20 protein-coding genes, 7 tRNA genes and 1 riboswitch are annotated in these 19814 nt (G+C 38.9%); of the genes, 17 read left to right on the forward strand and 10 right to left on the reverse strand.

All coding sequences use genetic code 11. The annotated features are described in order from the left end of the window. On the reverse strand, window positions 1-2691 hold the full coding sequence (locus tag LC090_RS09560; RefSeq protein WP_226657512.1) for a PBP1A family penicillin-binding protein: 2691 nt from the start codon (window positions 2689-2691) through the stop codon (window positions 1-3). 81 nt (window positions 2692-2772) lie between these two features. Next, the gene (gene recU / locus LC090_RS09565; RefSeq protein WP_226657514.1) at window positions 2773-3375 is read right to left on the reverse strand and encodes a Holliday junction resolvase RecU; all 603 of its coding nucleotides are present in this window, start codon (window positions 3373-3375) and stop codon (window positions 2773-2775) included. Between the two features lie 95 nt (window positions 3376-3470). Between recU and LC090_RS09570 the strand changes: the two genes are divergently transcribed. From LC090_RS09570 to LC090_RS09590, 5 genes are all read left to right on the forward strand, one after another. After that, window positions 3471-4433 carry a DUF2515 family protein gene (locus LC090_RS09570; RefSeq protein ID WP_226657518.1) on the forward strand — a complete coding sequence of 321 codons (963 nt, stop codon included), beginning with the start codon at window positions 3471-3473 and terminating at the stop codon, window positions 4431-4433. A gap of 330 nt (window positions 4434-4763) precedes the next feature. Next, window positions 4764-5261 carry a MerR family transcriptional regulator gene (locus LC090_RS09575; protein WP_226657520.1) on the forward strand — a complete coding sequence of 166 codons (498 nt, stop codon included), beginning with the start codon at window positions 4764-4766 and terminating at the stop codon, window positions 5259-5261. A gap of 108 nt (window positions 5262-5369) precedes the next feature. Further along, on the forward strand, window positions 5370-5732 hold the full coding sequence (locus tag LC090_RS09580; RefSeq protein ID WP_226657523.1) for a YppE family protein: 363 nt from the start codon (window positions 5370-5372) through the stop codon (window positions 5730-5732). Between the two features lie 102 nt (window positions 5733-5834). Next, complete coding sequence (locus tag LC090_RS09585; protein WP_098443928.1) at window positions 5835-6086, forward strand: DNA alkylation repair protein; 252 nt, start codon at window positions 5835-5837, stop codon at window positions 6084-6086. A 51-nt stretch (window positions 6087-6137) separates the two neighbouring features. Then, window positions 6138-6644: a hypothetical protein gene (locus LC090_RS09590; RefSeq protein WP_226657525.1), complete on the forward strand. Its 507-nt coding sequence runs from the start codon at window positions 6138-6140 to the stop codon at window positions 6642-6644. Window positions 6645-6694: 50 nt separating this feature from the next. Here the strand turns inward: LC090_RS09590 and LC090_RS09595 are convergent, their stop codons facing one another. Further along, on the reverse strand, window positions 6695-6898 hold the full coding sequence (locus LC090_RS09595) for an alpha/beta-type small acid-soluble spore protein (protein WP_098443926.1): 204 nt from the start codon (window positions 6896-6898) through the stop codon (window positions 6695-6697). Between the two features lie 175 nt (window positions 6899-7073). On the opposite strand from LC090_RS09595, the gene LC090_RS09600 reads away from it, so the two are divergent. Both LC090_RS09600 and LC090_RS09605 read left to right on the forward strand, forming a co-directional pair. Continuing rightward, window positions 7074-7238 carry a hypothetical protein gene (locus LC090_RS09600; RefSeq protein ID WP_226657528.1) on the forward strand — a complete coding sequence of 55 codons (165 nt, stop codon included), beginning with the start codon at window positions 7074-7076 and terminating at the stop codon, window positions 7236-7238. A gap of 246 nt (window positions 7239-7484) precedes the next feature. Beyond that, window positions 7485-8687 carry a D-alanyl-D-alanine carboxypeptidase family protein gene (locus LC090_RS09605; RefSeq protein WP_226657530.1) on the forward strand — a complete coding sequence of 401 codons (1203 nt, stop codon included), beginning with the start codon at window positions 7485-7487 and terminating at the stop codon, window positions 8685-8687. 36 nt (window positions 8688-8723) lie between these two features. Here the strand turns inward: LC090_RS09605 and LC090_RS09610 are convergent, their stop codons facing one another. The 7 genes from LC090_RS09610 to kynU all read right to left on the reverse strand — a co-directional run bounded on the left by LC090_RS09610 (window position 8724) and on the right by kynU (window position 13892). After that, a complete protein-coding gene (locus LC090_RS09610; RefSeq protein WP_226657531.1) occupies window positions 8724-9635 on the reverse strand; it encodes an NAD(P)/FAD-dependent oxidoreductase in 912 nt (303 codons plus the stop codon). Window positions 9636-9645: 10 nt separating this feature from the next. Beyond that, the gene (locus tag LC090_RS09615) at window positions 9646-10179 is read right to left on the reverse strand and encodes a 5' nucleotidase, NT5C type (RefSeq protein ID WP_226657532.1); all 534 of its coding nucleotides are present in this window, start codon (window positions 10177-10179) and stop codon (window positions 9646-9648) included. Window positions 10180-10287: 108 nt separating this feature from the next. Next, entirely contained in the window at window positions 10288-10452 is a 165-nt protein-coding gene (locus tag LC090_RS22250) for a YjcZ family sporulation protein (RefSeq protein WP_370314233.1), read from the reverse strand. Window positions 10453-10562: 110 nt separating this feature from the next. Next, window positions 10563-11945 (reverse strand): alanine/glycine:cation symporter family protein, encoded by a 1383-nt coding sequence (locus tag LC090_RS09625; protein ID WP_226657533.1) that lies wholly within the window; start codon window positions 11943-11945, stop codon window positions 10563-10565. A gap of 123 nt (window positions 11946-12068) precedes the next feature. Further along, complete coding sequence (locus LC090_RS09630) at window positions 12069-12353, reverse strand: spore coat protein (RefSeq protein WP_226657534.1); 285 nt, start codon at window positions 12351-12353, stop codon at window positions 12069-12071. An 11-nt stretch (window positions 12354-12364) separates the two neighbouring features. Continuing rightward, window positions 12365-12550 (reverse strand): hypothetical protein, encoded by a 186-nt coding sequence (locus LC090_RS09635; protein WP_226657535.1) that lies wholly within the window; start codon window positions 12548-12550, stop codon window positions 12365-12367. 64 nt (window positions 12551-12614) lie between these two features. Next, window positions 12615-13892, reverse strand: coding sequence for a kynureninase (gene kynU / locus LC090_RS09640; RefSeq protein ID WP_226657537.1), 1278 nt, complete (start codon window positions 13890-13892; stop codon window positions 12615-12617). A 162-nt stretch (window positions 13893-14054) separates the two neighbouring features. On the opposite strand from kynU, the gene LC090_RS09645 reads away from it, so the two are divergent. From LC090_RS09645 to LC090_RS09690, 10 genes are all read left to right on the forward strand, one after another. Further along, window positions 14055-14139: transfer RNA gene (locus tag LC090_RS09645), tRNA-Leu, on the forward strand. A gap of 10 nt (window positions 14140-14149) precedes the next feature. Beyond that, window positions 14150-14226 (forward strand) — tRNA-Arg (locus LC090_RS09650). A 14-nt stretch (window positions 14227-14240) separates the two neighbouring features. Then, window positions 14241-14317, forward strand: a tRNA-Met gene (locus LC090_RS09655). A 16-nt stretch (window positions 14318-14333) separates the two neighbouring features. Beyond that, window positions 14334-14418 (forward strand) — tRNA-Tyr (locus tag LC090_RS09660). A 4-nt stretch (window positions 14419-14422) separates the two neighbouring features. Beyond that, window positions 14423-14497 (forward strand) — tRNA-Gln (locus LC090_RS09665). A gap of 4 nt (window positions 14498-14501) precedes the next feature. Beyond that, a tRNA-Gly gene (locus LC090_RS09670) sits at window positions 14502-14575 on the forward strand. 91 nt (window positions 14576-14666) lie between these two features. Next, a tRNA-Arg gene (locus LC090_RS09675) sits at window positions 14667-14740 on the forward strand. Window positions 14741-14868: 128 nt separating this feature from the next. After that, the gene (locus LC090_RS09680) at window positions 14869-16173 is read left to right on the forward strand and encodes an ATP-binding protein (RefSeq protein ID WP_226657539.1); all 1305 of its coding nucleotides are present in this window, start codon (window positions 14869-14871) and stop codon (window positions 16171-16173) included. Window positions 16174-16317: 144 nt separating this feature from the next. Continuing rightward, window positions 16318-16400, forward strand: a riboswitch (ZMP/ZTP riboswitch). A 41-nt stretch (window positions 16401-16441) separates the two neighbouring features. Next, window positions 16442-17287, forward strand: coding sequence for a bifunctional 5,10-methylenetetrahydrofolate dehydrogenase/5,10-methenyltetrahydrofolate cyclohydrolase (locus tag LC090_RS09685; RefSeq protein WP_226657541.1), 846 nt, complete (start codon window positions 16442-16444; stop codon window positions 17285-17287). 285 nt (window positions 17288-17572) lie between these two features. Then, window positions 17573-19504 carry a fructose-1,6-bisphosphatase gene (locus LC090_RS09690; protein ID WP_226657543.1) on the forward strand — a complete coding sequence of 644 codons (1932 nt, stop codon included), beginning with the start codon at window positions 17573-17575 and terminating at the stop codon, window positions 19502-19504. Window positions 19505-19814 lie beyond the last annotated feature (310 nt).

The raw sequence follows: 19814 nt of genomic DNA on the forward strand, positions 1-19814 counted from the left end.
CTATTCGTTTTTTTCATTAGCAGGCGGTGCATTCGCTGGAGCATTCGACCCTGTGTCAGGTTCTTCTGTATTCCCGGTATCCCCAGGATTATTGGGTTCAGTGTTACCAGTATTATTACCAGAACCACCTTCACCGTTACCTTGACCGCTGTTACCTTGATCTTCTCCACCAGTATTTCCGCCCTGATCCTCATCAGCAGGAGGTTGTTCTTCGTCACCTTGATTACCTTCGGTGTTTCCAGAACCTTCGCCGTTTTGATCATTTTCTTCTTCAGGTGGCGTTTCGCCTTCCTCTTCAGGATTTTGTTCTTCTGTCGGCTCTTCAGGTTCTTGTGCTTCTTCTTCTTTTGGAACCGAAACAGATGTTTCAGCTGGCTTCGTTGATACGCCTGAATCTGAAACGGCCGTTACTTTAAATTTATATTCGCTACCTTTTTCAACATTCTGTACGGTAAATCCAGTATCACTAGTTTCCGTTAACCCTTGATAGCTACCACCGTTAACAGCCATTTCAACTTTATATGTGAATGATTTATCTTCACCTGGCTGCCAGGTGAGGGAAATGCTGTTTGAATCTGCACTGTATTGCGCTGATAGTCCTTTTACTCCATCCGGTTGTTTGTATTTGTTAGACGTTTTTTCTGGTGTGCTTCCCTTAACAAAGAGCTCATACACGATTTGATCTTTTGGTGTGTAATCACTTGGAAGGAGACCAGTGCTTTTCTCTACGCCAACTTCTACAACGGAATCGGGCTTCTGGAAGTCAGCCGTGTTGATGCCTTCAGAGACCTGACTCATGATTTCTTTAAAAATTAGTTTAGACGTATCGTCTTCACCTTTACTTGAGTCCAAATAGTGTTTATTAGGTTCATTAAATCCTGTCCAAACGGCCATAGAGTATTCAGTCGTATAGCCGGCAAACCATGCATCTCTCACGATACCAGAAGTTGGGAATCCTTGTGATTGAACCACTTGTTCTGGGTGGTTTGTTGTTCCTGTTTTACCTGCAACAGGAAGTCCAGGAATTTTAGCATCTGTTCCTGTTCCTTCGTTTACAACGGATTTCAGCATATCGCTAATCATATAAGCGGTATAATCATTCATTGCTTTCTCCGGTTCAGGCTCAAGATTAATTTCTTTTCCATCCGGGAAGACCACTTTTCGAACGGTATGTGGTTCATTGTACATTCCACCATTCCCAAATGCGGCATAAGCACCAGTCATTTGGAGGGGAGAAGTACTAAATGTCCCAATTGCTGCGGTAGGAACCATATCTTCATCTTTTAAGTCCATTCCAAGCTTATTAGCAAACTCTTGAGCCGGCTTTTCTCCAACCTCTCGGAAGGTGTTAACCGCTGGTACGTTATAGGACATTTCAAGCGCACGTCTCATGGAAACCTGACCACGATATTCGCGGTCCCAGTTACGGATATTTGCGTCACCAATTTTAAGAGGCTCATCTTTAATGGATCGGCCAGTTGACCACTGCTTGTTTTCAATGGCAGGGCCATAAGCAAGAATTGGCTTAGCAGTTGAGCCTGGCTGAAACTTTCCTGTTGTCGCGTACGTAATGACACTTTCATCTTTTCGCGTTTCACCAATGGCACGAATGGAGCCGGTTTTCGTATCCATTAAGACAAGACCTGATCGCATATCTTCATTGGAGTAAGGATAGTTTGCGATTACATTTGAAGTAATGTCCTGAGCGCGTGTATCAAGGGTCGTGTATATTTCAAGTCCACCGGAGTAAATATCTTTTTCAGAGATATCATCACGATCGCGAAGCTCTTTCACCACTTGATCCATAAAAACTTTATATTGATCTGTTTCATTTTCTTCAGTGAGTGCGACAATCATATCGCTCACTTTTTCAGCCTGATATTTATTGGCTTCTTCAGCTGTAATCACACCCTGCTTTTCCATTAAGCTCAAAACAACATTTCGACGCTGCTCTGCTTGATCAGGGTATTCGTACGGATTGTAGTAGGTTGGACGCTGTGGTAATCCTGCGAGCAGTGCTGCTTCACCTGGTGTTAGTTCTTCTTCCGTAATGTTTTTACCGAAGTACGTTTCAGCTGCATCCACTACGCCCCATGCACCATTACCGAAATAAATTTTGTTTAGGTACATTTCTAATATTTGATCTTTTGTATATTCTTGTTCTAACTTAATCGATAAATAAGCTTCTTGTACTTTTCGTTCTAATGATTTTTCAGAAGTTAAGAGAGAGTTCTTAATCACCTGCTGAGTAATTGTACTTGCGCCTTCAGCCCCAAAACCGTTTGTAATGTTTGCGAGCACGGCTCCGCCAATTCTTCGTGGATCAATGCCGAAGTGTTCGTAGAAGCGTGTATCTTCAACAGAGACAAACGCATTTTTCAAAACATCGGGTATCTCATCGATTTTTGCTACTTCTCTAGCATCGGCGCCTTCAATCGTTTGTACTTCTTTGTCATCTCGATCAAGTATGACGGATGACTGTGGAGTTGTAAGTTTATCTGGGTCAAGCTCTGGTGCACTATTAATATAGGCAATTGCTGTTATGCCTCCAGCCACTAAACCGACTAGAAATAAGACAACTAATGTAAGAAAGATTTTTTTGAAAATTCCTCTCTTACCCGTTTTTTTAGGAGCTTTCTTTTTCTTTTCGCTTGTTTTACGTCTTTCTTGACGCGATTGATATTCACTCATGAATATTCCTGCCTTTCAAACCTGTACTGGTAATAGGATTCGAATGAATCCATCGTTTTATGAATTAAATAGATGACTTCTTTAGCTGAGATACATTTTATCAATAATTTTCAGATAGTCAATGCGCGGTTGAAAAGTGAAAGGGATTCGTATTCCGGTCTGTTCAATCTCTTCTTTCTTAATAGACTTTCTTCCACCATTTTTCATGACTTCCCAATGAGAGAAGAGAGTAACCGCATCTAGTAAAAAAACCTCATCTGTCATTGAAAAGCGAAGGAGTACAAAGCAAATTCCACCATGATCGTTTACCTGTTCCATATGACTGATCTGATGTTCGTGAAAATTATTTAACGGAAAGGACGTTTTGTTTTTCGTTTCTTTTGCTTCAAAATCGATATATTTCCCTTTATATACCCCATTATAATCTGTTGTAGAAGCCTGCTTGAAATAAGCTTCCTTAATCACAGCGGCGCTCCGTTTTGGGTAATCGACATTAACGATTTGAACGGGGGTAGGCTTTTTGTGAATAACGGCTTTACCTGTTGAGAGATAATACGTATTACTTTGATTAATATCTTCTTCTAATGTCATACCCCGATTGCTGTATGACGATTTCTTTTGACTTGCAAGCTGATTCTGAGCCGAAGGGACGTACGGCTTTCCGTTCGGATATCGAATCGGCACGTTAATCATCCTTTCTATTTAGAAGGTGCACTGAATCTATTTTACTTTACTTAATACGAGTTGTCCGACAAAAATGTTTCAAGCAGGTGAAAAATATGGTGAAAAACACGAAAGAGATCATGTCAAAGATTCGAAAAGAAACAGAAAGGTGTAATATGGATAATATTTCACGTACCGTATTTTATCATCGTTTTTATCAACGGAATACTGAAATTAAATGGGCATTCCTTGCTTCAATGGTTTCGAGAAATGCAGGTTGGAGCATGTGTGATTTACAAGGAGAGTGGTTTCCAAGAGCATTAAACAAAAAACAATTAATGAATTTCTTCATGACATATGAACGTGCGAATTGGACCATTTTTGATGATGCAGCCCCGCAGCTTTTGCTATATGAATACTGTAAAAGAATGAATATGTCATTTCTAGATCTTGTACAAGAATTAGATATATCGAGTTTTATTGTAGAAGAATGGGAAAAGTTTTTTCAGTCTAGGAATGAAGAACGGTTAATGACAGCTCTCATTATTAATGAACAGCATGTGATTGAAGGACCAGTAATGGAACATGATATATATGCAAAAGAAGTTTTTCATTCTTTCTTTTTCACTGTTCAAGATTGGTTTCATTTTAGTACTGTACTCTTTCCAACGTTAGAAGGAGAGCTATATGGATTGTCTGTTAGTCGTTTCCGTCACACGAAGAATCGCATTGTTCTTGGGAAAAAATTAGCTAAATTGCTCTTTCATCCTAAATACTATCCTAAATTTTATCGGTTTGCTTCAACTATCTCTCCAACTGGGTCAAGATTTGACTATGAATGTAACATGGGTAAAAAACGAGAAGGTCCCATGTTAAGGCAAGCATATCCTGTCATCCTTCATCATCGAGGTAAGAAACGGGATTGGTACAATGGGCAAGCGCTCGTTAAAAAAATGTTAGAAAATGATGTCAGGCTTCCACCTGAGCTTGCCTTATCAAATTGGTATGAAAAGAAAAGAAGCGAAATTCGAATTGCCATTGAAATTGAAAATTTGCTCATAAAAAAAAGCAGGGACTAACCCTGCTTTTTTAAGTGGAAGGACGATCAGGACCTTCCAATTTTTTATTTCCATACCCTGTTTTTGACTCTTGCTGCTTTTGTTTGTCATTTGTTTTAGAGAATTTTTGCTTTTTGCTCATCTGTTGCACCTCCTTATCTTAGTTTGAGCAGATGTTACAAAATCATGCCCCATAATTGTCGAAAGTGCTTTCCTTTAGCATTAAACCACTACCTTTGGCGAAACCGTTCTAGTTTTGTCAAAGAGGAAGGCAATCTAAAACTAAAAGAGAATAGTACGTATACAAACTTACAGGCTGTGGCCTGAGAATGACAGAAGGGATGGGATTGCATGTTATTAAAGACAAAGCAGGTTTCAGATGAACTTGGTGTAAACCCTACTACTGTTCAACGTTGGGTAAAGTATTTTGATTTAGAGTGTGAAAAGAATGAACTTGGACACTTTCTGTTTTCGAGTGAAACAGTGGAGGAGCTAAAATCAATTAAAAACGATTTAAGAAGAGGTTATTCAATGGAAAAAATCAAATCGTCCGGAGCGAGTCATTCTTCTGAACAAGTTATGGTATCTCCTGAACGGTTCGAACAAAGGCTAGATCGTTTTTCAGTAAGATTGGAACAACTTGAACGTCAATTGGAAGAGAAAGCGAATGAAGTGATTACCGTGCAAGTGCTTCAGCACCGCACCGAACTTGATGAATTAATGAAGAAGATTACGTCATTAGAAGAGAAGTTAATGGAGCTTGAAGATCATACGTCTATTCAAGAGGCAGTAGGTCAGTCGACGGGCAAAGGTAAGCGTCCCTGGATCATGAGTCTGTTCAGTTTCTAGAAAAAGTTGAATATGGTTCCCTTCTGACCTTATGTCCCGATAGGATGTAAGGTTTTTGTCTGTGAATTAGAATCCTGTGTTAGGATAGGAATGGTGGGGGTGAATGTTATGCAAACCAAAAAAACACTACGTGAATTGACTGCAGAATTATTGAAAATAAATGAAGAAGCAAGAGTACAATATACAACGAGAACGCATCTTGAAAATTACCAGGTGAATTTCTATGATGAAGTGAAGCCATTTGCCGACCAGGCATTAATGCTCCTAAAAGAATGGGAGCCTCTTGCTAGAGAATGGGTGATGCAAAATAAACCTAAGTATTTATATCCTATCCAAATTAAAAATACGTATGAGAATATTGAAATGATCTCGGTTGTCGCCTGGCAAAAAGATACAGGACCTAAGAAATTCAATGAACGGGTACAATCGGTTGAATATGTATTAGAGAAGTTACTGGAAGAAGTGCAGTAACACGGGAGTGTCTCCCGTGTTAAAATTAAATTTCACGCACCATAATAAATGAATAAAATTTCCTTTTTTAGTGTAACACTATGATAAAAAGGGAGTGAGTTCATGACAGCTTATTTGTGCCCAAGATGTAAAACAAATCGAATGAGATTTAACAAAATTGAACAGAAAGCAACATCGGTTAAATTAGATCCAGAGTCAGGAGAAGTGGTTTCGGTAATGGAGGAAGGAAAAGCGGATCCTTTTCATATGGAATACAAAGGTCCAAATGTTCGGGTTCAATGTGCGGCATGTGGTGAAATAGGAGATGAAGAAACGTTTATTCAATTCGCCAAATCCCACCCGCGTCATTCCTAACTACTTACCCTCTACCATTCATGATATAGTGAAGTGATAGGGGGTGACGGTATGTTTGATCCAACCATTTATGAAAATGTAAAGGTAGTTTTAGAAGGAGAACTTTACGATCGAGATCTAGAAGGAGAGATCTCGATTGTAAGTCGAGAAGACTTTGTCGATCTGGCTTCTCTTTCTCGTAAATATTTGATGAAATTTACTGGAAACGAAAATGTATGTGTAACGATCGAGCTTTTTGCTGATCTTGCTAACTTTAGTGCAGAACAGCTGCAAATTGACCATATTGAACCTGGATGTGAAATTAAAATCTATTTCGATGTCACGATATTACATGAGGATGATTGTGCTGAAATTGAGGAAGATATTCGAAGCATCTGGGGATACCGTCCAACGATAAGTCAAACGGTTTCTTTTCCTTATGAGTCCGATCTTCAGGACGTTTCATTAACCACTCATGTTGTATTAGAATTTAACCGTAAAATTAATGAAGATCAAATAAGTGATTTAGCTGACCTTATTGAATATGCAATTCAAACGTCCAATCTTCTTGGAGAATAAGAAAAAGGCGGATTGCTCCGCCTTTTTTATCCATACTATGCAGTTAGCGATTAGTAGCTTCCGCCGCCCATTTGCTGTTCAGCCATTTGGACAAGACGTTTAGTGATTTCTCCTCCAACAGAACCGTTAGAGCGAGCAGTGGAGTCTGGACCAAGTTGAACGCCGAATTCGCTTGCAATTTCGTACTTCATTTGATCTAAAGCTTGTTGTACACCAGGGACTACCAGATTGTTTGAGCTATTGTTGTTTGCCATGTTGTGTACACCTCCTTGACTAATATGATGCTCCGAAGGATGTTTTGCTATACAACTTTATTAAAGGCACATTATGGAAAATGGTTCTCTTCTAGTTTTCTGAAAATTTAGAGGATTTTCGGTATCATAGTCGAATTCATTATATAGACAACGAGTATACTGGAGGGATTCGAAGATGGATCGTTTTATTAAAAAATCAGGATTTTACCAGAATTTCGACAAAAAAAGAGTAGAGTACTGGATGGTGTTAACGGAAGAAAATAAAGTACTTGTATCCTGGCTATCGTGGAGTGCGCCACAGCATATTATCGAGAAATGGAAAGGTTCATATGCTTCCTAACTATACCGCTTCTAGCGGTTTTTATTTTTGCCTTTTGAGCTGACTTCTACCTCAACTAAGAATTAAATGAAAATTGTATTTATATTTATGTTAAACGTTTTTGGTTGAGGGTATATAGAATTTAACCGTATTCATACGTCTGAATCAAGGCTATAATAAAAATCGTATCAGGTCTTTTATACTAGACAATCCATTTCGAATGGGAACGAACAATGTAATTAGCATATAAAAGAAAGAGGAGCATCCATGATTCAAAAACATTATGCGCAACTGGTTGTCGCCATATTTTTCCTGATTGGTGTAATTCCGAATGCAGCATTCGCAGAAGAAACGCCAAACATCCAAAGTGAAACCGCTATCCTAATGGATGGGAAAACAGGACAAGTTCTTTATGAGAAAAATAGCAAAGACGAAATGTATCCTGCAAGTATTACGAAAATAGTGACAGCACTAATGGCAGTGAAGTCCAATAAAATGGATGAAATGGTAACGGTTAGTGAAAATGCAAGAGAAGCAGAAGGCACAAGAGTTTACTTAAAAGAAGGAGAAACGGTTCCTTTAGAAAAATTGGTGAAAGGGATGCTGATTAATTCGGGAAATGATGCCGCCATTGCAATTGCGGAACATTTAAGTGGAAGTGTGGAATCGTTTTCTAGAGAGATGAACGATTTTTTGAGAGAAGAAGTAGGGGTTCAGAACACTCATTTTGTTAATCCAAATGGTCTTTTTGATGAAAATCATCTTACTACAGCAGAGGATATGGCGAGAATAACCCAATACGCAATGAAGAACGGAGCCTTTCGCTCATTATTTGGAATAAAACAAATGGAGTGGAGTGGCGAAGATTGGGAGACAACGCTTATTAATCACCATCGCCTTATACTCGATTATGATTTCGTTACTGGAGGAAAGAATGGCTACGTATCAGAATCTGGTTTTACCTTAGTCACAACTGCTTCAAAAGGTGACCAAGATCTAATTGTTGTTACGATGAAAGCAACTGATGACAGAATTGCTTATCAGGATACGTTAAATCTTTTTAACTATGGATTTACTGCCTTTTCACCCGTTCAATTTGAAAAAGGGACTGAACTAGGCGTTGTTGATCAACAAGAGTACAGTTTATCTGATAACATCACTCTATATCAGATAGATGATCATCCGATTGATCTGAGGATATCAAGTGAAAACAATCTTGAAAGTGTTGGGAATTCGTATGTTTCAACTCTTGATTCTGATCACTTAACGACGACTCCATTAGAACAAAAGGATTCTGAAGTAACAAGTGAAATGACGCCTGTAGCGGAAGTAAAGGATGAAGACACGGAATCCGTTATTTCGAGTAGTACAATTCTTTATCTAGGTATTGGCATCTTTCTATTCATTATCCTTTTTTTGTTTTTTGGTAGAAGTAATACTTCTGTCAAAAGACATCGAACATTTCCTTAAATCGTTTAAAATGAAAAAGGACCTGTGAGGTCCTTTTTAATTTTCTAGAAAAAATGATAATTGTTTTATAGAAGTCATTCCCTGACCAACGGATGAAGCGATGCTTGATAACAGTGGACGTGTACAAACATCTCCTGCAGCATATACGTATGGAAGAGACGTTTCACCAAATGCATTGCACTTAATATAGCCTTCCTGATCCATTTCAATTCCTTGACGGTAGGGATTGGTGTTTGGTTGAACGCCGATTCGAATAAAAATCCCCTCTACTTCAATCGTTTTAGATAGGCCTTTAGAGGATAAGGATAACGCTTTTCCTTTACCTTCAATTTGATTCACGATTGTTTCGGTGAGAATTGTGATGTTCTCGTGTTCTAATACAGGATCTTTAAATTCTTGACGGGCCTTAAAATGAGTAGAACGGTGAATGAGTGTGACTTTTGCTCCAGCTTCAGCAAGTAACAATGCACCTTCAAAAGCTCGATCACCGCCACCTATTACCGCTACATTTTTGTTAATGAATTTACCTTTATCTCTAGTCGCTGAATAGACTTCGTTCTGATCAATCATTTCTTGCTCTCCAGGAACATCTAGTTTTCGAGGTGATGAACCTGTCGCAATAAGCAATGCACGAAATTCGTATGTATGATCAGCAGATGTTTTAAGAATTTTCTTCTCCCAATTAATCGATTTAACAGGCGAATTCAATGCATATTCAAATTTGATTTCGTCAGCATGCTTTTTAAATTGTTTTTTTAGATACTTGCCATTAGGTGCGATTATTCCAGGATAATCAACGATTTGATTGTAAATCGTGTTTAATTGTCCACCGAGATCTTTCTTTTCTTCCAGAAGCAAATGATTAAGTCCGAGGCGTTTTGCCCATATTGCTGCCGATATTCCAGCAGGGCCACCTCCAATAATAAGGAGATCTTTTTTGGAATTCACAACTTTGCCCTCACTTCCATGTTGCGAGCCATTTTTCAAACTCTAGCCAATTGTTAACACGAGGAACATCAATCTCTGCATTATAAGGATAGTTCATAGCAATTGCTGTTCGACCAGAATTTTTAAACGCCATGAGATTATGGGGCGCATCATCAAATAACAAATCACCGCGGATCATTTCTTTTCGATGAGAGAAAATTAAGTTGTGCTTACCGATAAAGGGGAGGTTTTTCTCAACCCACTGTTCTTTTTCAGTATAAGCATATGTACGGCTACTAGTTACAATTAGAACATCATAGAGTAAAGAGAGACGCTTAAGAACTTCGAGAGCGTTCGGAAGAGGCTTTAAATGAAGAAACATTCCTGGCTGATCCAGATAACTATAAATTTTCTCGCCACATTCACTTTTTACGTAATCTTCAGAACGCCAGCACTTCAGTTTCTCAACAGATAAATTATCTTGATAATCTTTGTTATATCTTCGATGCCATTCTGACATCAAATCACAAATAACTGAATCCATATCAATTAAGATGGTTTTCATTGGATCACTTCTTTCATCATGCATTCTTTATCACTATAACAGCGAATAGAGAATGGAACAATTCTAGCCATGTAAAAAGCAAGAACCAATTGGTTCTTGCTCTGTGGACTAGCATTTAATGAAAGCTGTTCCTACAATGATAAGCAGGATGAAAAGAACGACAATTAGCGCGAAGCCATTTCCAGCTGGACGATGACACGGCATTCCATAAGAAGCTCCAGCAACTGGCTGATAAGGTTCGTTTCCGTATGGTGCATTGTTTGCATGATACATATTAGGTCCCCCTTTAATTTCTCTTTCCTTATCACTGTATGTTGTCGTCTAGAAATGATATAGGCGGGAGCGGAGGAGAACCTAAATTAGGTGAATGTCCAAGAACAAATTCAAGAACTAATGCCTTTATCTTTCGTTTGAGCTTGTTTTAGGAAATTATATTTGTAATCGTCCGTTAGCTCTTTCACTTCCTTACTAAGGAATAGGATGGCGATAACATTTGGAATAACAAACAAAGCAAGGGTAATGTCAACAAGTTCCCAAACAAATTGAAGTCCTCCTATGGCACCTACAAAAATTGAAAGAATATAAATAAGGCGCATGACTCTTGAAAAAGGGATGCCAAATAAATACTCAGCTTGTTTTTCGCCGTAAAATACCAGCACGCCGATTGTACTAATCACAAAAATCAATAACAAGGAAGAAACAAAAATCGGACCCCATGTTGGCCCCATAAGTCCTGAAAAAGCATCTGATACCATATCTGCTGCATTAGAAGGCTTGACATCTTTCCAGGCGCCTGATAGAAGTACTGTGAATGCAGTCACTGTACAAAGGACGATGGTGTCAATAAAAACACTGAAGATGCCCCATAATCCCTGTCTACACGGGTGAGGAGTATGTGCGGCAGAATGAGCAATCGAAGCTGTACCCATTCCAGCCTCATTCGAATAAAGTCCCCGAGCAAGTCCCCATCTAACTGCTGCAGCAAATCCAGCTCCAGCAAATCCACCCGCAGCAGAGATCGGCTGAAACGCGTGTACGAAAATAAGGCTCATGACGTTTGGAAACTCCTCGATATTAATAATCATGACGCCGATAGCACCTGCAATATATGTAAGAACCATAAATGGAACAATTTTTTCAGCTACTGCACCGATTCTTCGAATTCCACCGAGTACAACAGCTGTAATCAGAATAATTAAAATAACGCCAGTAAGCCATGTAGGTAATCCGAACGAACTTTCTGAAAGAGTTGAGATAGAATTTGTTTGAACCATGACACTTGGAATGATTTCAATCATTAACCCAAAAGCGAAGAGAGAAGAAGCAAATTTCCAACCTAACCCTTTCCGTATGTAGTACATAGGGCCACCCACATAAACCCCGTTTTTATCTTCTTCACGATATTTGATACCGAGCACTATTTCAGAAAATTTAGTTGACATGCCGATAATGGAAACTACCCACATCCAAAAGATTGCACCTGGTCCCCCGAATGCAATAGCAACAGGAACCCCAACAATGTTTGTTGCTCCTGCTGTGGAAGCTAAAGCTGAAGCAAATGCTTGAAAGGGAGAGATTGTGCCATCTCCTTTTTCTTTTTTAAACACTTTCCCAATCGTATGTTTTAAAGCGTGAGGAAAAAACAGAACTTGAAAAAAACCGAGACGTATTGTTAAAAACAATCCACCGCCTAACAGTAGGATCATCATTGGATAACCCCAGATAAAAGCGGAAAATTCCGTAATTGCATTTAAAATAACGTCCATCGCCATCACTCCTTATATGTAGTACTAGTTTAATTATCCATATAGTGGGAAGGCGAAACGTTATTTGTAAAATTATGAAAAAATGAGCATAAAGACACAGAGCCGGTTTTCACCGGCTCTTACTTAATGCATTTGGGGTGGCTGATTATTTTGTTGTGGTTCCGAACCGCTTAGTTGGTTCTTAACTTGTTGGATCTCATTCATTTGAGCAGGCGCGGCAGGTTGGTAGTACCCTTTCTGCTTAGCATACTGATAAAGATTATACTGTCTTTGTTCATCTGTATTACGAATCTGTTGAAGAGCTTGACGGAGCTGCTGGTTATCAGCTTGAGAAATCACGCTGCCGTAATTACTTAAGCTGCTGTTTAACACGGATAAATAGTCATTCACCATATCTTTTTCGTTCATTATAACCCTCCTTAGCTTAAAAAGCCCATCAGTTGTTGTTGCGTATTACGAGCATCTTGTGCATCTTTCTGTAACATTTGTTTCAGCTGGGGGCAAGTACACGATTGAGCATACGAATCAAGTTTGTTTGCGAGTGTTTCGTGGCCGCCAATCATATGTCGCAAGTTTTGAAGTTCTAGTTCGTTAAGTTGACTCATCCAGTTTCCCTCCTTCATTGGAATCATGTTTAGTATGAATGGGGAGGTTTGGAAATATGCAAACTTAAGCGATAACATTTCGTTTATTAGAAAATTGTTGATACGTTTTTTCCTGCATGATGGATTTAAGAATCTCTGCAACGTGATAAACGTCTTCATAAGATGAATAAAGGGCAATTGGTGCAAGTCTAATCACATTTGGTGCGCGAAAGTCCGGAATGACGCCCTCTTGTTTTAATGCCTTGCAGATACGAGCGGCTTCATCATGCTCAAGGCAAACATGTCCACCGCGACGATCATCTTCTAAAGGGTTCGTAATAACAAAACCATCCTCGAGTAAGTTTTCTTGAACGAGACTTATTAAATATCTAGTAAGAGAGAGAGATTTCGTTCGTATATTTTCAATGCCTGCCTCATTCATTAAATCCAATGCACCGATTAATGGGGCCATGCTAAATATATGAGGGGTTCCAATTTGATAAGCACCTGCCGTTTCAGCGGGAGTAAGCTTATGACTCATATCAAATTGCACTTCTTTCTTCGAACCAAACCATCCTGCAAGACCAGGTCGCCGCCCAAGGTGGTTTTCGTGAACAAAAAGACCGCCAACACCACCTGGTCCGCTGTTTAAGTATTTATATGTACACCAAACGGCAAAGTCTACCTTCCATTCGTGAAGACTATGGGGGATAGCCCCAATTGAATGAGCCAAATCAAATCCAATAATTGCTCCATGATCATGTGCTGCTTTCGTTAGTTTCTCAATATCAAGTAACTGTCCGCTTCGATAGAGAACGGAAGGGAGGAGAATGAGGGCAACTGTCTCATCTATTGCCTCAATGATGTCATCTTCTGATAACGTTCTTCCATTGTGACTTGGCACTTGAATAAGGTGAGTTTCTGGTGATAAACCATGAAGTTCAAGTTGACTTTGCATTGCATAAATATCCGAAGGGAATGTAAGAGAGTCAGCAAGAATTTTCGTTTTATGACCGGATGGCTTAAAAAATGTGGCAAGCATCTGATGGAGGTTGGTCGTAATCGAGCCAGTTATCATGGTTTCAGAAGGGTGAGCGCCAATTAAGTTTGATGTCATTTCTCCAAGATTCTCAGCCATATAAAACCAAGGTTGTTGGCCATCAGTCCAACCGTCGATTCCATGATGTTTCCAATCTTCAAGCGATTGAAGAAGGGAGAATTCAGCTCTTTTTGAAAGAAGTCCAAGAGAATTCCCATCCATGTAGAACGTGCTGGAGTTTAAATAAAATTCATGCCGGTACTTTGCCAGTGGGTCTTTCTTGTCGAATTGTTTAGCATTTGTAATGGATTGTGATAAACTCATATGAAACAACTCCTTTTCTATCACTTATCGTATGAGAGGGTTAAGGACCTGTCAACGCTTTCACTCTTCGCTCAAAAAACTTTTTATGTTTTTTTGGAATAACAATTGACATGATAAATAACCTAATGGTATATTATTAAACGTCGCTGATGCACAGCACATGCGGGTGTGGCGGAATTGGCAGACGCGCTAGACTTAGGATCTAGTGTCTTACGACGTGGGGGTTCAAGTCCCTTCACCCGCACCATATATTTTTTGCGCCCGTAGCTCAATTGGATAGAGCGTCTGACTACGGATCAGAAGGTTAGGGATTCGACTTCTCTCGGGCGCACCATACATAATGTAAGTGGCGGTGTAGCTCAGCTGGCTAGAGCGTACGGTTCATACCCGTGAGGTCGGGGGTTCGATCCCCTCCGCCGCTACCATAAACAATTTCATCATGGAGGGGTAGCGAAGTGGCTAAACGCGGCGGACTGTAAATCCGCTCCCTCAGGGTTCGGCGGTTCGAATCCGTCCCCCTCCACCATGATTGGGCTATAGCCAAGCGGTAAGGCAACGGATTTTGATTCCGTCATGCGCTGGTTCGAATCCAGCTAGCCCAGCCATTTTGCGGGTGTAGTTTAGTGGTAAAACCTCAGCCTTCCAAGCTGATGTCGTGGGTTCGATCCCCATCACCCGCTCCAATACATATTTTTCGAGAAGAAAATGAGAACGATCTTCCCATCTTAATTTAACTCGTGATATACTTAAGATGTAGTCACTTCTCTATATCATGCGCCTTTAGCTCAGCAGGATAGAGCAACAGCCTTCTAAGCTGTGGGTCAGAGGTTCGAATCCTCTAAGGCGCATTCCAAAGATCCCTTGAATAGCATTGCTATTCAAGGGATCTTTTTTGTTTTACACATGAGTGTTTGCACATATAATAAATTTCCAATAAACTAGTATTGAATTCATTTTAGAGAAAACTGGTGACTGAATGAAACAATATAAAGGAAGAATCATTTCAGTACTTACATTTTTTACAGCGATTTTACTATGGGACTACTGGCTTTATTCAGTTAATGGAATACGAATTAATTGGTTAATAGATATTCTATTTACACTTTCCATCCTAATCATCGTCTGGTGGTATGCATCATACTATGATCGTTCTTCACAGTGGTTATCCAAATTAAAACAAAGCGAAGAACGCTCAAGAAAACTTTCAGACAAGTACAATAGTGTTATCAATAGTTTGAATGATGTTGTGTTCCAAAGTGGCAAGGATGGTAGTTGGATATGGTTAAATAAGGCGTGGACGGAGTTAACTGGCTATGATGTACAGGAGTCGATTGGTACATATGGTTTATCTTATGTTCATCCTGAGGATCGCTCACTTTTTTTTACGGCGTTAGCTAGGTTTCGCGATCATCAAGAAAATTCGGCCGTGTTCGAATCTCGCATCCAAAAAAAGGGTGGCGGATACGTCTGGTGTGAAGTCTTTCTCAAATTTGAAACGACAATGAAAGGCAGATTTGAAGGAATGACGGGATCGATCAAAGATCAGTCATTTCGAAAAAAATCTGAAGAACAGCTACTAAAAACAAATGAAGATCTAGCTTATAAATCCGAAAAACTAGCAGCCGCGGCGCAATTAGCTGCTGGTATCGCTCATGAAGTGCGAAATCCATTAACGTCTATTAAAGGCTTTCTTCAGCTACTAGAGAAAAAGGAGTCGAATGTTCCTTATTTTGAAATCATTTTTTCTGAAATCACTCGGATTGAATTAGTGTTAAGTGAACTATTAACGCTAGCTAAACCGCAGCACACTGTTTTTGAAGATGTTGAAATAAAAGGATTGCTTAATCAGGTTGCAACTTTAATTGAGTCGAATGCGCTATTGAATAACGTTGTTTTAGATACTGAACTAGGCAAGGAAGATGTATTTGTTTTTGCAGATTCTAATCAACTAAAACAAGTGCTCATTAACATTATGAAAAATGCGATTGAGGCAATGCAGGATACTGTCCACAGTCAGCTTCATTTGAAATTGGGTCTGGAACAAGAGTTTGTTTCGATTCAAATTAGTGACAACGGTTCTGGTATATCTAAACAGCATATGGATCGAGTAGGAGAACCTTTTTTTACTACGAAAGAAAGTGGCACTGGACTTGGATTATCTGTTTGTTTGAAGATTATTCAACATCACGAGGGTACGCTTTCGATTGAAAGTGAAGAAGGGCAGGGCTCGACTTTTGAAATAAAACTTCCTCGCTTAATTTTCGAACAGCAGAATAGGTAGAGTCCTTCAGCGTATTTTTACGTGAGATGTGGTAAAAACACGAATATTAAAGTGAATTTATGAGTATTTGTTCACTTTTAGAGAGAAAAACTTCTGTGCTTCTTTCGTTTTCTTTTGTTTTATGCTACTATATCCGTAGAAATCATTCGTTGCAGTAACTGACGACAAATGTGGAAGTAACCATAAGGGAGCTGTAATGGACAATGCCGGTCGTCTGGGCAAAGAATGGCAGCTAGTCATTCTTTACCACTTTTCAGGAGGAATTCATATGACAAACGAAACAAAAATATTAGACGGTAAAGCAGTTGCTAATCGCATAAAGGAAGAGTTAAAAACAAGAGTCGCATCTCTTAAAGAAAAAGGTGTGACACCAAGCCTAGTGACGATACTTGTTGGAGATGATCCATCTTCTGAGACTTATGTAAGAATGAAAGGCAATGCGTGTGAGCGGGTAGGAATTACCTCTAAAAAAATTCACCTCTCTGAAGAAACAACAACTGAAACACTAGTACAAACAATTGAAGAGTTAAACCAGGATGCTTCAGTGCATGGTATCTTGCTTCAACACCCTGTTCCATCTCAAATAGATGAACGTCTTGCTTTTGAAACCATTGCGATTGAGAAAGATGTTGATGGTGTAACGAGTGCTGGATATGGCCAAACTGCTCTTGGTTTTGGAACCTATCCATCATGTACACCTGCTGCAATTATGAAAATCATGGAAGACTACGATATTCAAGCTGAAGGAAAGCATGCTGTCGTGGTCGGTCGTAGTCCGATCCTAGGAAAACCAGTATCCGCTCTTTTATTAAATCAAAATGCAACAGTAACAACTTGCCATTCTAGAACCACTAACCTTGCTTCACATGTACAGCAAGCAGATATCGTCGTTGCTGCAGTAGGGAAGCCGGAATTTATTAAAGGTGACTGGTTAAAAGACGGAGCTGTCGTGCTGGATGCTGGATATAACAAAGGAAACGTTGGAGATGTTGAATATGAAGCGGCTGCTAAGAAAACGTCCTATATTACACCTGTTCCGGGGGGCGTAGGCCCGGTTACAATTGCGATGTTATTAAAACATACCGTTGACGCAGCTGAAAAAACAGTTCAATAAAAAGAATTGAAAAGTAGTTCCATTGGAGGAGGCCCCTTGTTTTAATGCGCTCCAAATGGAACTGCTTTTTTGTACCTTTACATACAAACGGGAAACTGGGAGTGTAGTAAGTCATGCATTTTCATGCGAGGGGTTAATAGAGTGCTAATGTATTCTCTATTTTAGTATTTTAAAAATATGTTACTATCAATGTAAAGAATCATTTATGAAAGTGAATCCCAGTAAGGCTAGTTGCAATCGTTCTCATCTTACACCTTGCAGTAATATGAAAGGGGATACATCAGTTTGAACACAAAACATTTGGATTTACTTGCCCAAAAATATGATAGTGAAGAAAAAGTTGTGACTGAAATCATCAACCTCAAAGCCATCCTTAATCTACCAAAGGGAACTGAGCATTTTGTTAGTGATTTACATGGGGAGTATCAAGCCTTTCAACATGTGCTACGAAATGGTTCAGGTAAAGTGAAAGAGAAAATTTCTGACTTGTTTAAAGAGGAATTACCAGAAGATGAGTTAAACGAATTTGCGACGCTCGTTTACTATCCAGAAGAAAAAATCAACCTAATTAAACATTCTTTTAGTAGTGATAACGAACTATACGAATGGTATACGGTGGTGATTGAACGTATGCTAAAGCTCATTTCGTATGCCTCTTCCAAATATACACGATCCAAATTACGTAAAGCTTTACCTTCACAGTTTGTTTATGTCATTGAAGAGCTTCTCTATAAAACCGCGGATCTTACGAATAAAGAGCCTTATTATAATAAAATACTTCAACAAATCATCTCTCTGAACCAAGCTGATAAGCTGATCACTGGGCTTGCCTATACGACGCAAAGACTAGTAGTGGATCATCTTCACGTTGTGGGGGATATCTATGATCGAGGACCAGAACCTGACAAAATTATGGATACCCTTATTCAATATCATTCGGTAGATATTCAATGGGGAAACCACGATGTCCTATGGATTGGTGCGTTCGCAGGATCTAAAGTTTGTCTTGCAAATATTATTCGTATTTGTGCCAGATACAACAATTTAGAAATTATTGAGGATGTTTATGGAATAAATCTTAGACCCTTACTTAATCTCGCAGAAAAATATTATGATGATAATCCGGCTTTTGCACCAAAGAGAGAATCTGACGAGAAACAAACAAGTCATGAAAAATGTCAAATTACAAAGATACATCAGGCGATTACGATGATACAATTTAAACTCGAGAGCCCAATTATTAAGAGAAGATCTTATTTTAATATGTCTGAAAGACTTTTATTAGAGAAGGTTGATTATCAAGAAAACACCATTACGATTCATGGGCAACAGTATTCGTTAGAAAATACCTGTTTTTCAACAATTAATCCAGATCACCCTGACCAGCTATTAGAGGAAGAAGAGGAAGTGATCAACAAGCTTTTGTTTTCAGTCCAACATTCGGAAAAGCTTGCTAGACATATGAACTTTCTTATGAAAAAAGGCAGTCTTTATTTAAAATACAATGGGAATCTGTTAATTCATGGATGTATCCCTCTCGATGAGAATGGGAATATGGAAAAAATGATCATCGAAAATAAAATGTATGCAGGTCGCGAGTTACTTGATATTTTTGAGAATTATTTACGTCATGCTTTCGCGCATCCTGAAGAAACAGCTGACCTTTCGACAGATATGGTTTGGTATTTGTGGACAGGCGAATATTCTTCCCTGTTCGGTAAGAGAGAAATGACGACATTTGAGAGGTATTTTATTAGTGATAAGCAGAGCCATAAAGAAAGAAAAAACCCCTATTATCATTTGCGTGAAAAAGAAGAGATCTGTCGCCAGATTCTAGCAGAATTTGATCTTAATCCAGATCAAGGTCATATTATAAATGGACATACGCCTGTAAAAGAAATTGATGGTGAAAATCCAATTAAAGCAAATGGAAAGATGATCGTCATCGATGGAGGTTTCTCGAAAGCTTATCAATCAACAACAGGTATTGCTGGGTACACGTTATTATTTAATTCGTACGGCATGCAGCTTGTTGCTCATAAACTATTTAATTCTAAGGAAGAAGTTTTATTACACGGGGCAGATGTATTATCAGTAAAACGATTAGTAGATAAGGAATTAGAAAGAAAAAAAGTTCGTGAAACAAACATTGGAGAAGAGATCCTACAGGAAGTTCATATTTTAAATCGATTGATGGAATATCGGTATATCAATTAGCGGTTTATGAATTCTTACGAAACGAACCAACAAAGCATCGACTTTGTTGGTTCGTTTCATTTTCATTTGATACTAAGAAAATGAAAGGGTGGCCGGCAGTATTTGTAAAAAGCCTATCTTAGTAGTTGATTTATTAGAAATATTTAATAGAATTTTGGAAAATGGTAGACCTTTAATACGTTTCTTCGCCTCAAAATATTGCACTGTAACTATCTTTTTTCTTCTGAAATAAGGATAAACCATGTACCGCATTTCTAGTGTTACTATAACCATACAATTTCATAATTCCTAAAAGCGAATCATTTACAAA

Origin of the sequence: Guptibacillus hwajinpoensis, assembly GCF_020524165.1 — a bacterium.
In the GTDB taxonomy this organism is placed as follows: domain Bacteria; phylum Bacillota; class Bacilli; order Bacillales; family Guptibacillaceae; genus Guptibacillus; species Guptibacillus hwajinpoensis_D.

Coding starts and splice junctions, on each gene's coding strand:
- LC090_RS09585 (WP_098443928.1), top strand. CDS start 5,835: ATGACAGCTTATTTGTGCCCAAGATGTAAAACAAATCGAATGAGATTT.
- LC090_RS09590 (WP_226657525.1), top strand. CDS start 6,138: ATGTTTGATCCAACCATTTATGAAAATGTAAAGGTAGTTTTAGAAGGA.
- LC090_RS09635 (WP_226657535.1), bottom strand. CDS start 12,550: ATGAGTCAACTTAACGAACTAGAACTTCAAAACTTGCGACATATGATT.
- LC090_RS22250 (WP_370314233.1), bottom strand. CDS start 10,452: ATGTATCATGCAAACAATGCACCATACGGAAACGAACCTTATCAGCCA.
- LC090_RS09685 (WP_226657541.1), top strand. CDS start 16,442: ATGACAAACGAAACAAAAATATTAGACGGTAAAGCAGTTGCTAATCGC.
- LC090_RS09625 (WP_226657533.1), bottom strand. CDS start 11,945: ATGGACGTTATTTTAAATGCAATTACGGAATTTTCCGCTTTTATCTGG.
- LC090_RS09600 (WP_226657528.1), top strand. CDS start 7,074: ATGGATCGTTTTATTAAAAAATCAGGATTTTACCAGAATTTCGACAAA.
- LC090_RS09575 (WP_226657520.1), top strand. CDS start 4,764: ATGTTATTAAAGACAAAGCAGGTTTCAGATGAACTTGGTGTAAACCCT.
- LC090_RS09605 (WP_226657530.1), top strand. CDS start 7,485: ATGATTCAAAAACATTATGCGCAACTGGTTGTCGCCATATTTTTCCTG.
- LC090_RS09680 (WP_226657539.1), top strand. CDS start 14,869: ATGAAACAATATAAAGGAAGAATCATTTCAGTACTTACATTTTTTACA.
- LC090_RS09595 (WP_098443926.1), bottom strand. CDS start 6,898: ATGGCAAACAACAATAGCTCAAACAATCTGGTAGTCCCTGGTGTACAA.
- LC090_RS09615 (WP_226657532.1), bottom strand. CDS start 10,179: ATGAAAACCATCTTAATTGATATGGATTCAGTTATTTGTGATTTGATG.
- kynU (WP_226657537.1), bottom strand. CDS start 13,892: ATGAGTTTATCACAATCCATTACAAATGCTAAACAATTCGACAAGAAA.
- LC090_RS09570 (WP_226657518.1), top strand. CDS start 3,471: ATGGTGAAAAACACGAAAGAGATCATGTCAAAGATTCGAAAAGAAACA.
- LC090_RS09560 (WP_226657512.1), bottom strand. CDS start 2,691: ATGAGTGAATATCAATCGCGTCAAGAAAGACGTAAAACAAGCGAAAAG.
- LC090_RS09630 (WP_226657534.1), bottom strand. CDS start 12,353: ATGAACGAAAAAGATATGGTGAATGACTATTTATCCGTGTTAAACAGC.
- LC090_RS09580 (WP_226657523.1), top strand. CDS start 5,370: ATGCAAACCAAAAAAACACTACGTGAATTGACTGCAGAATTATTGAAA.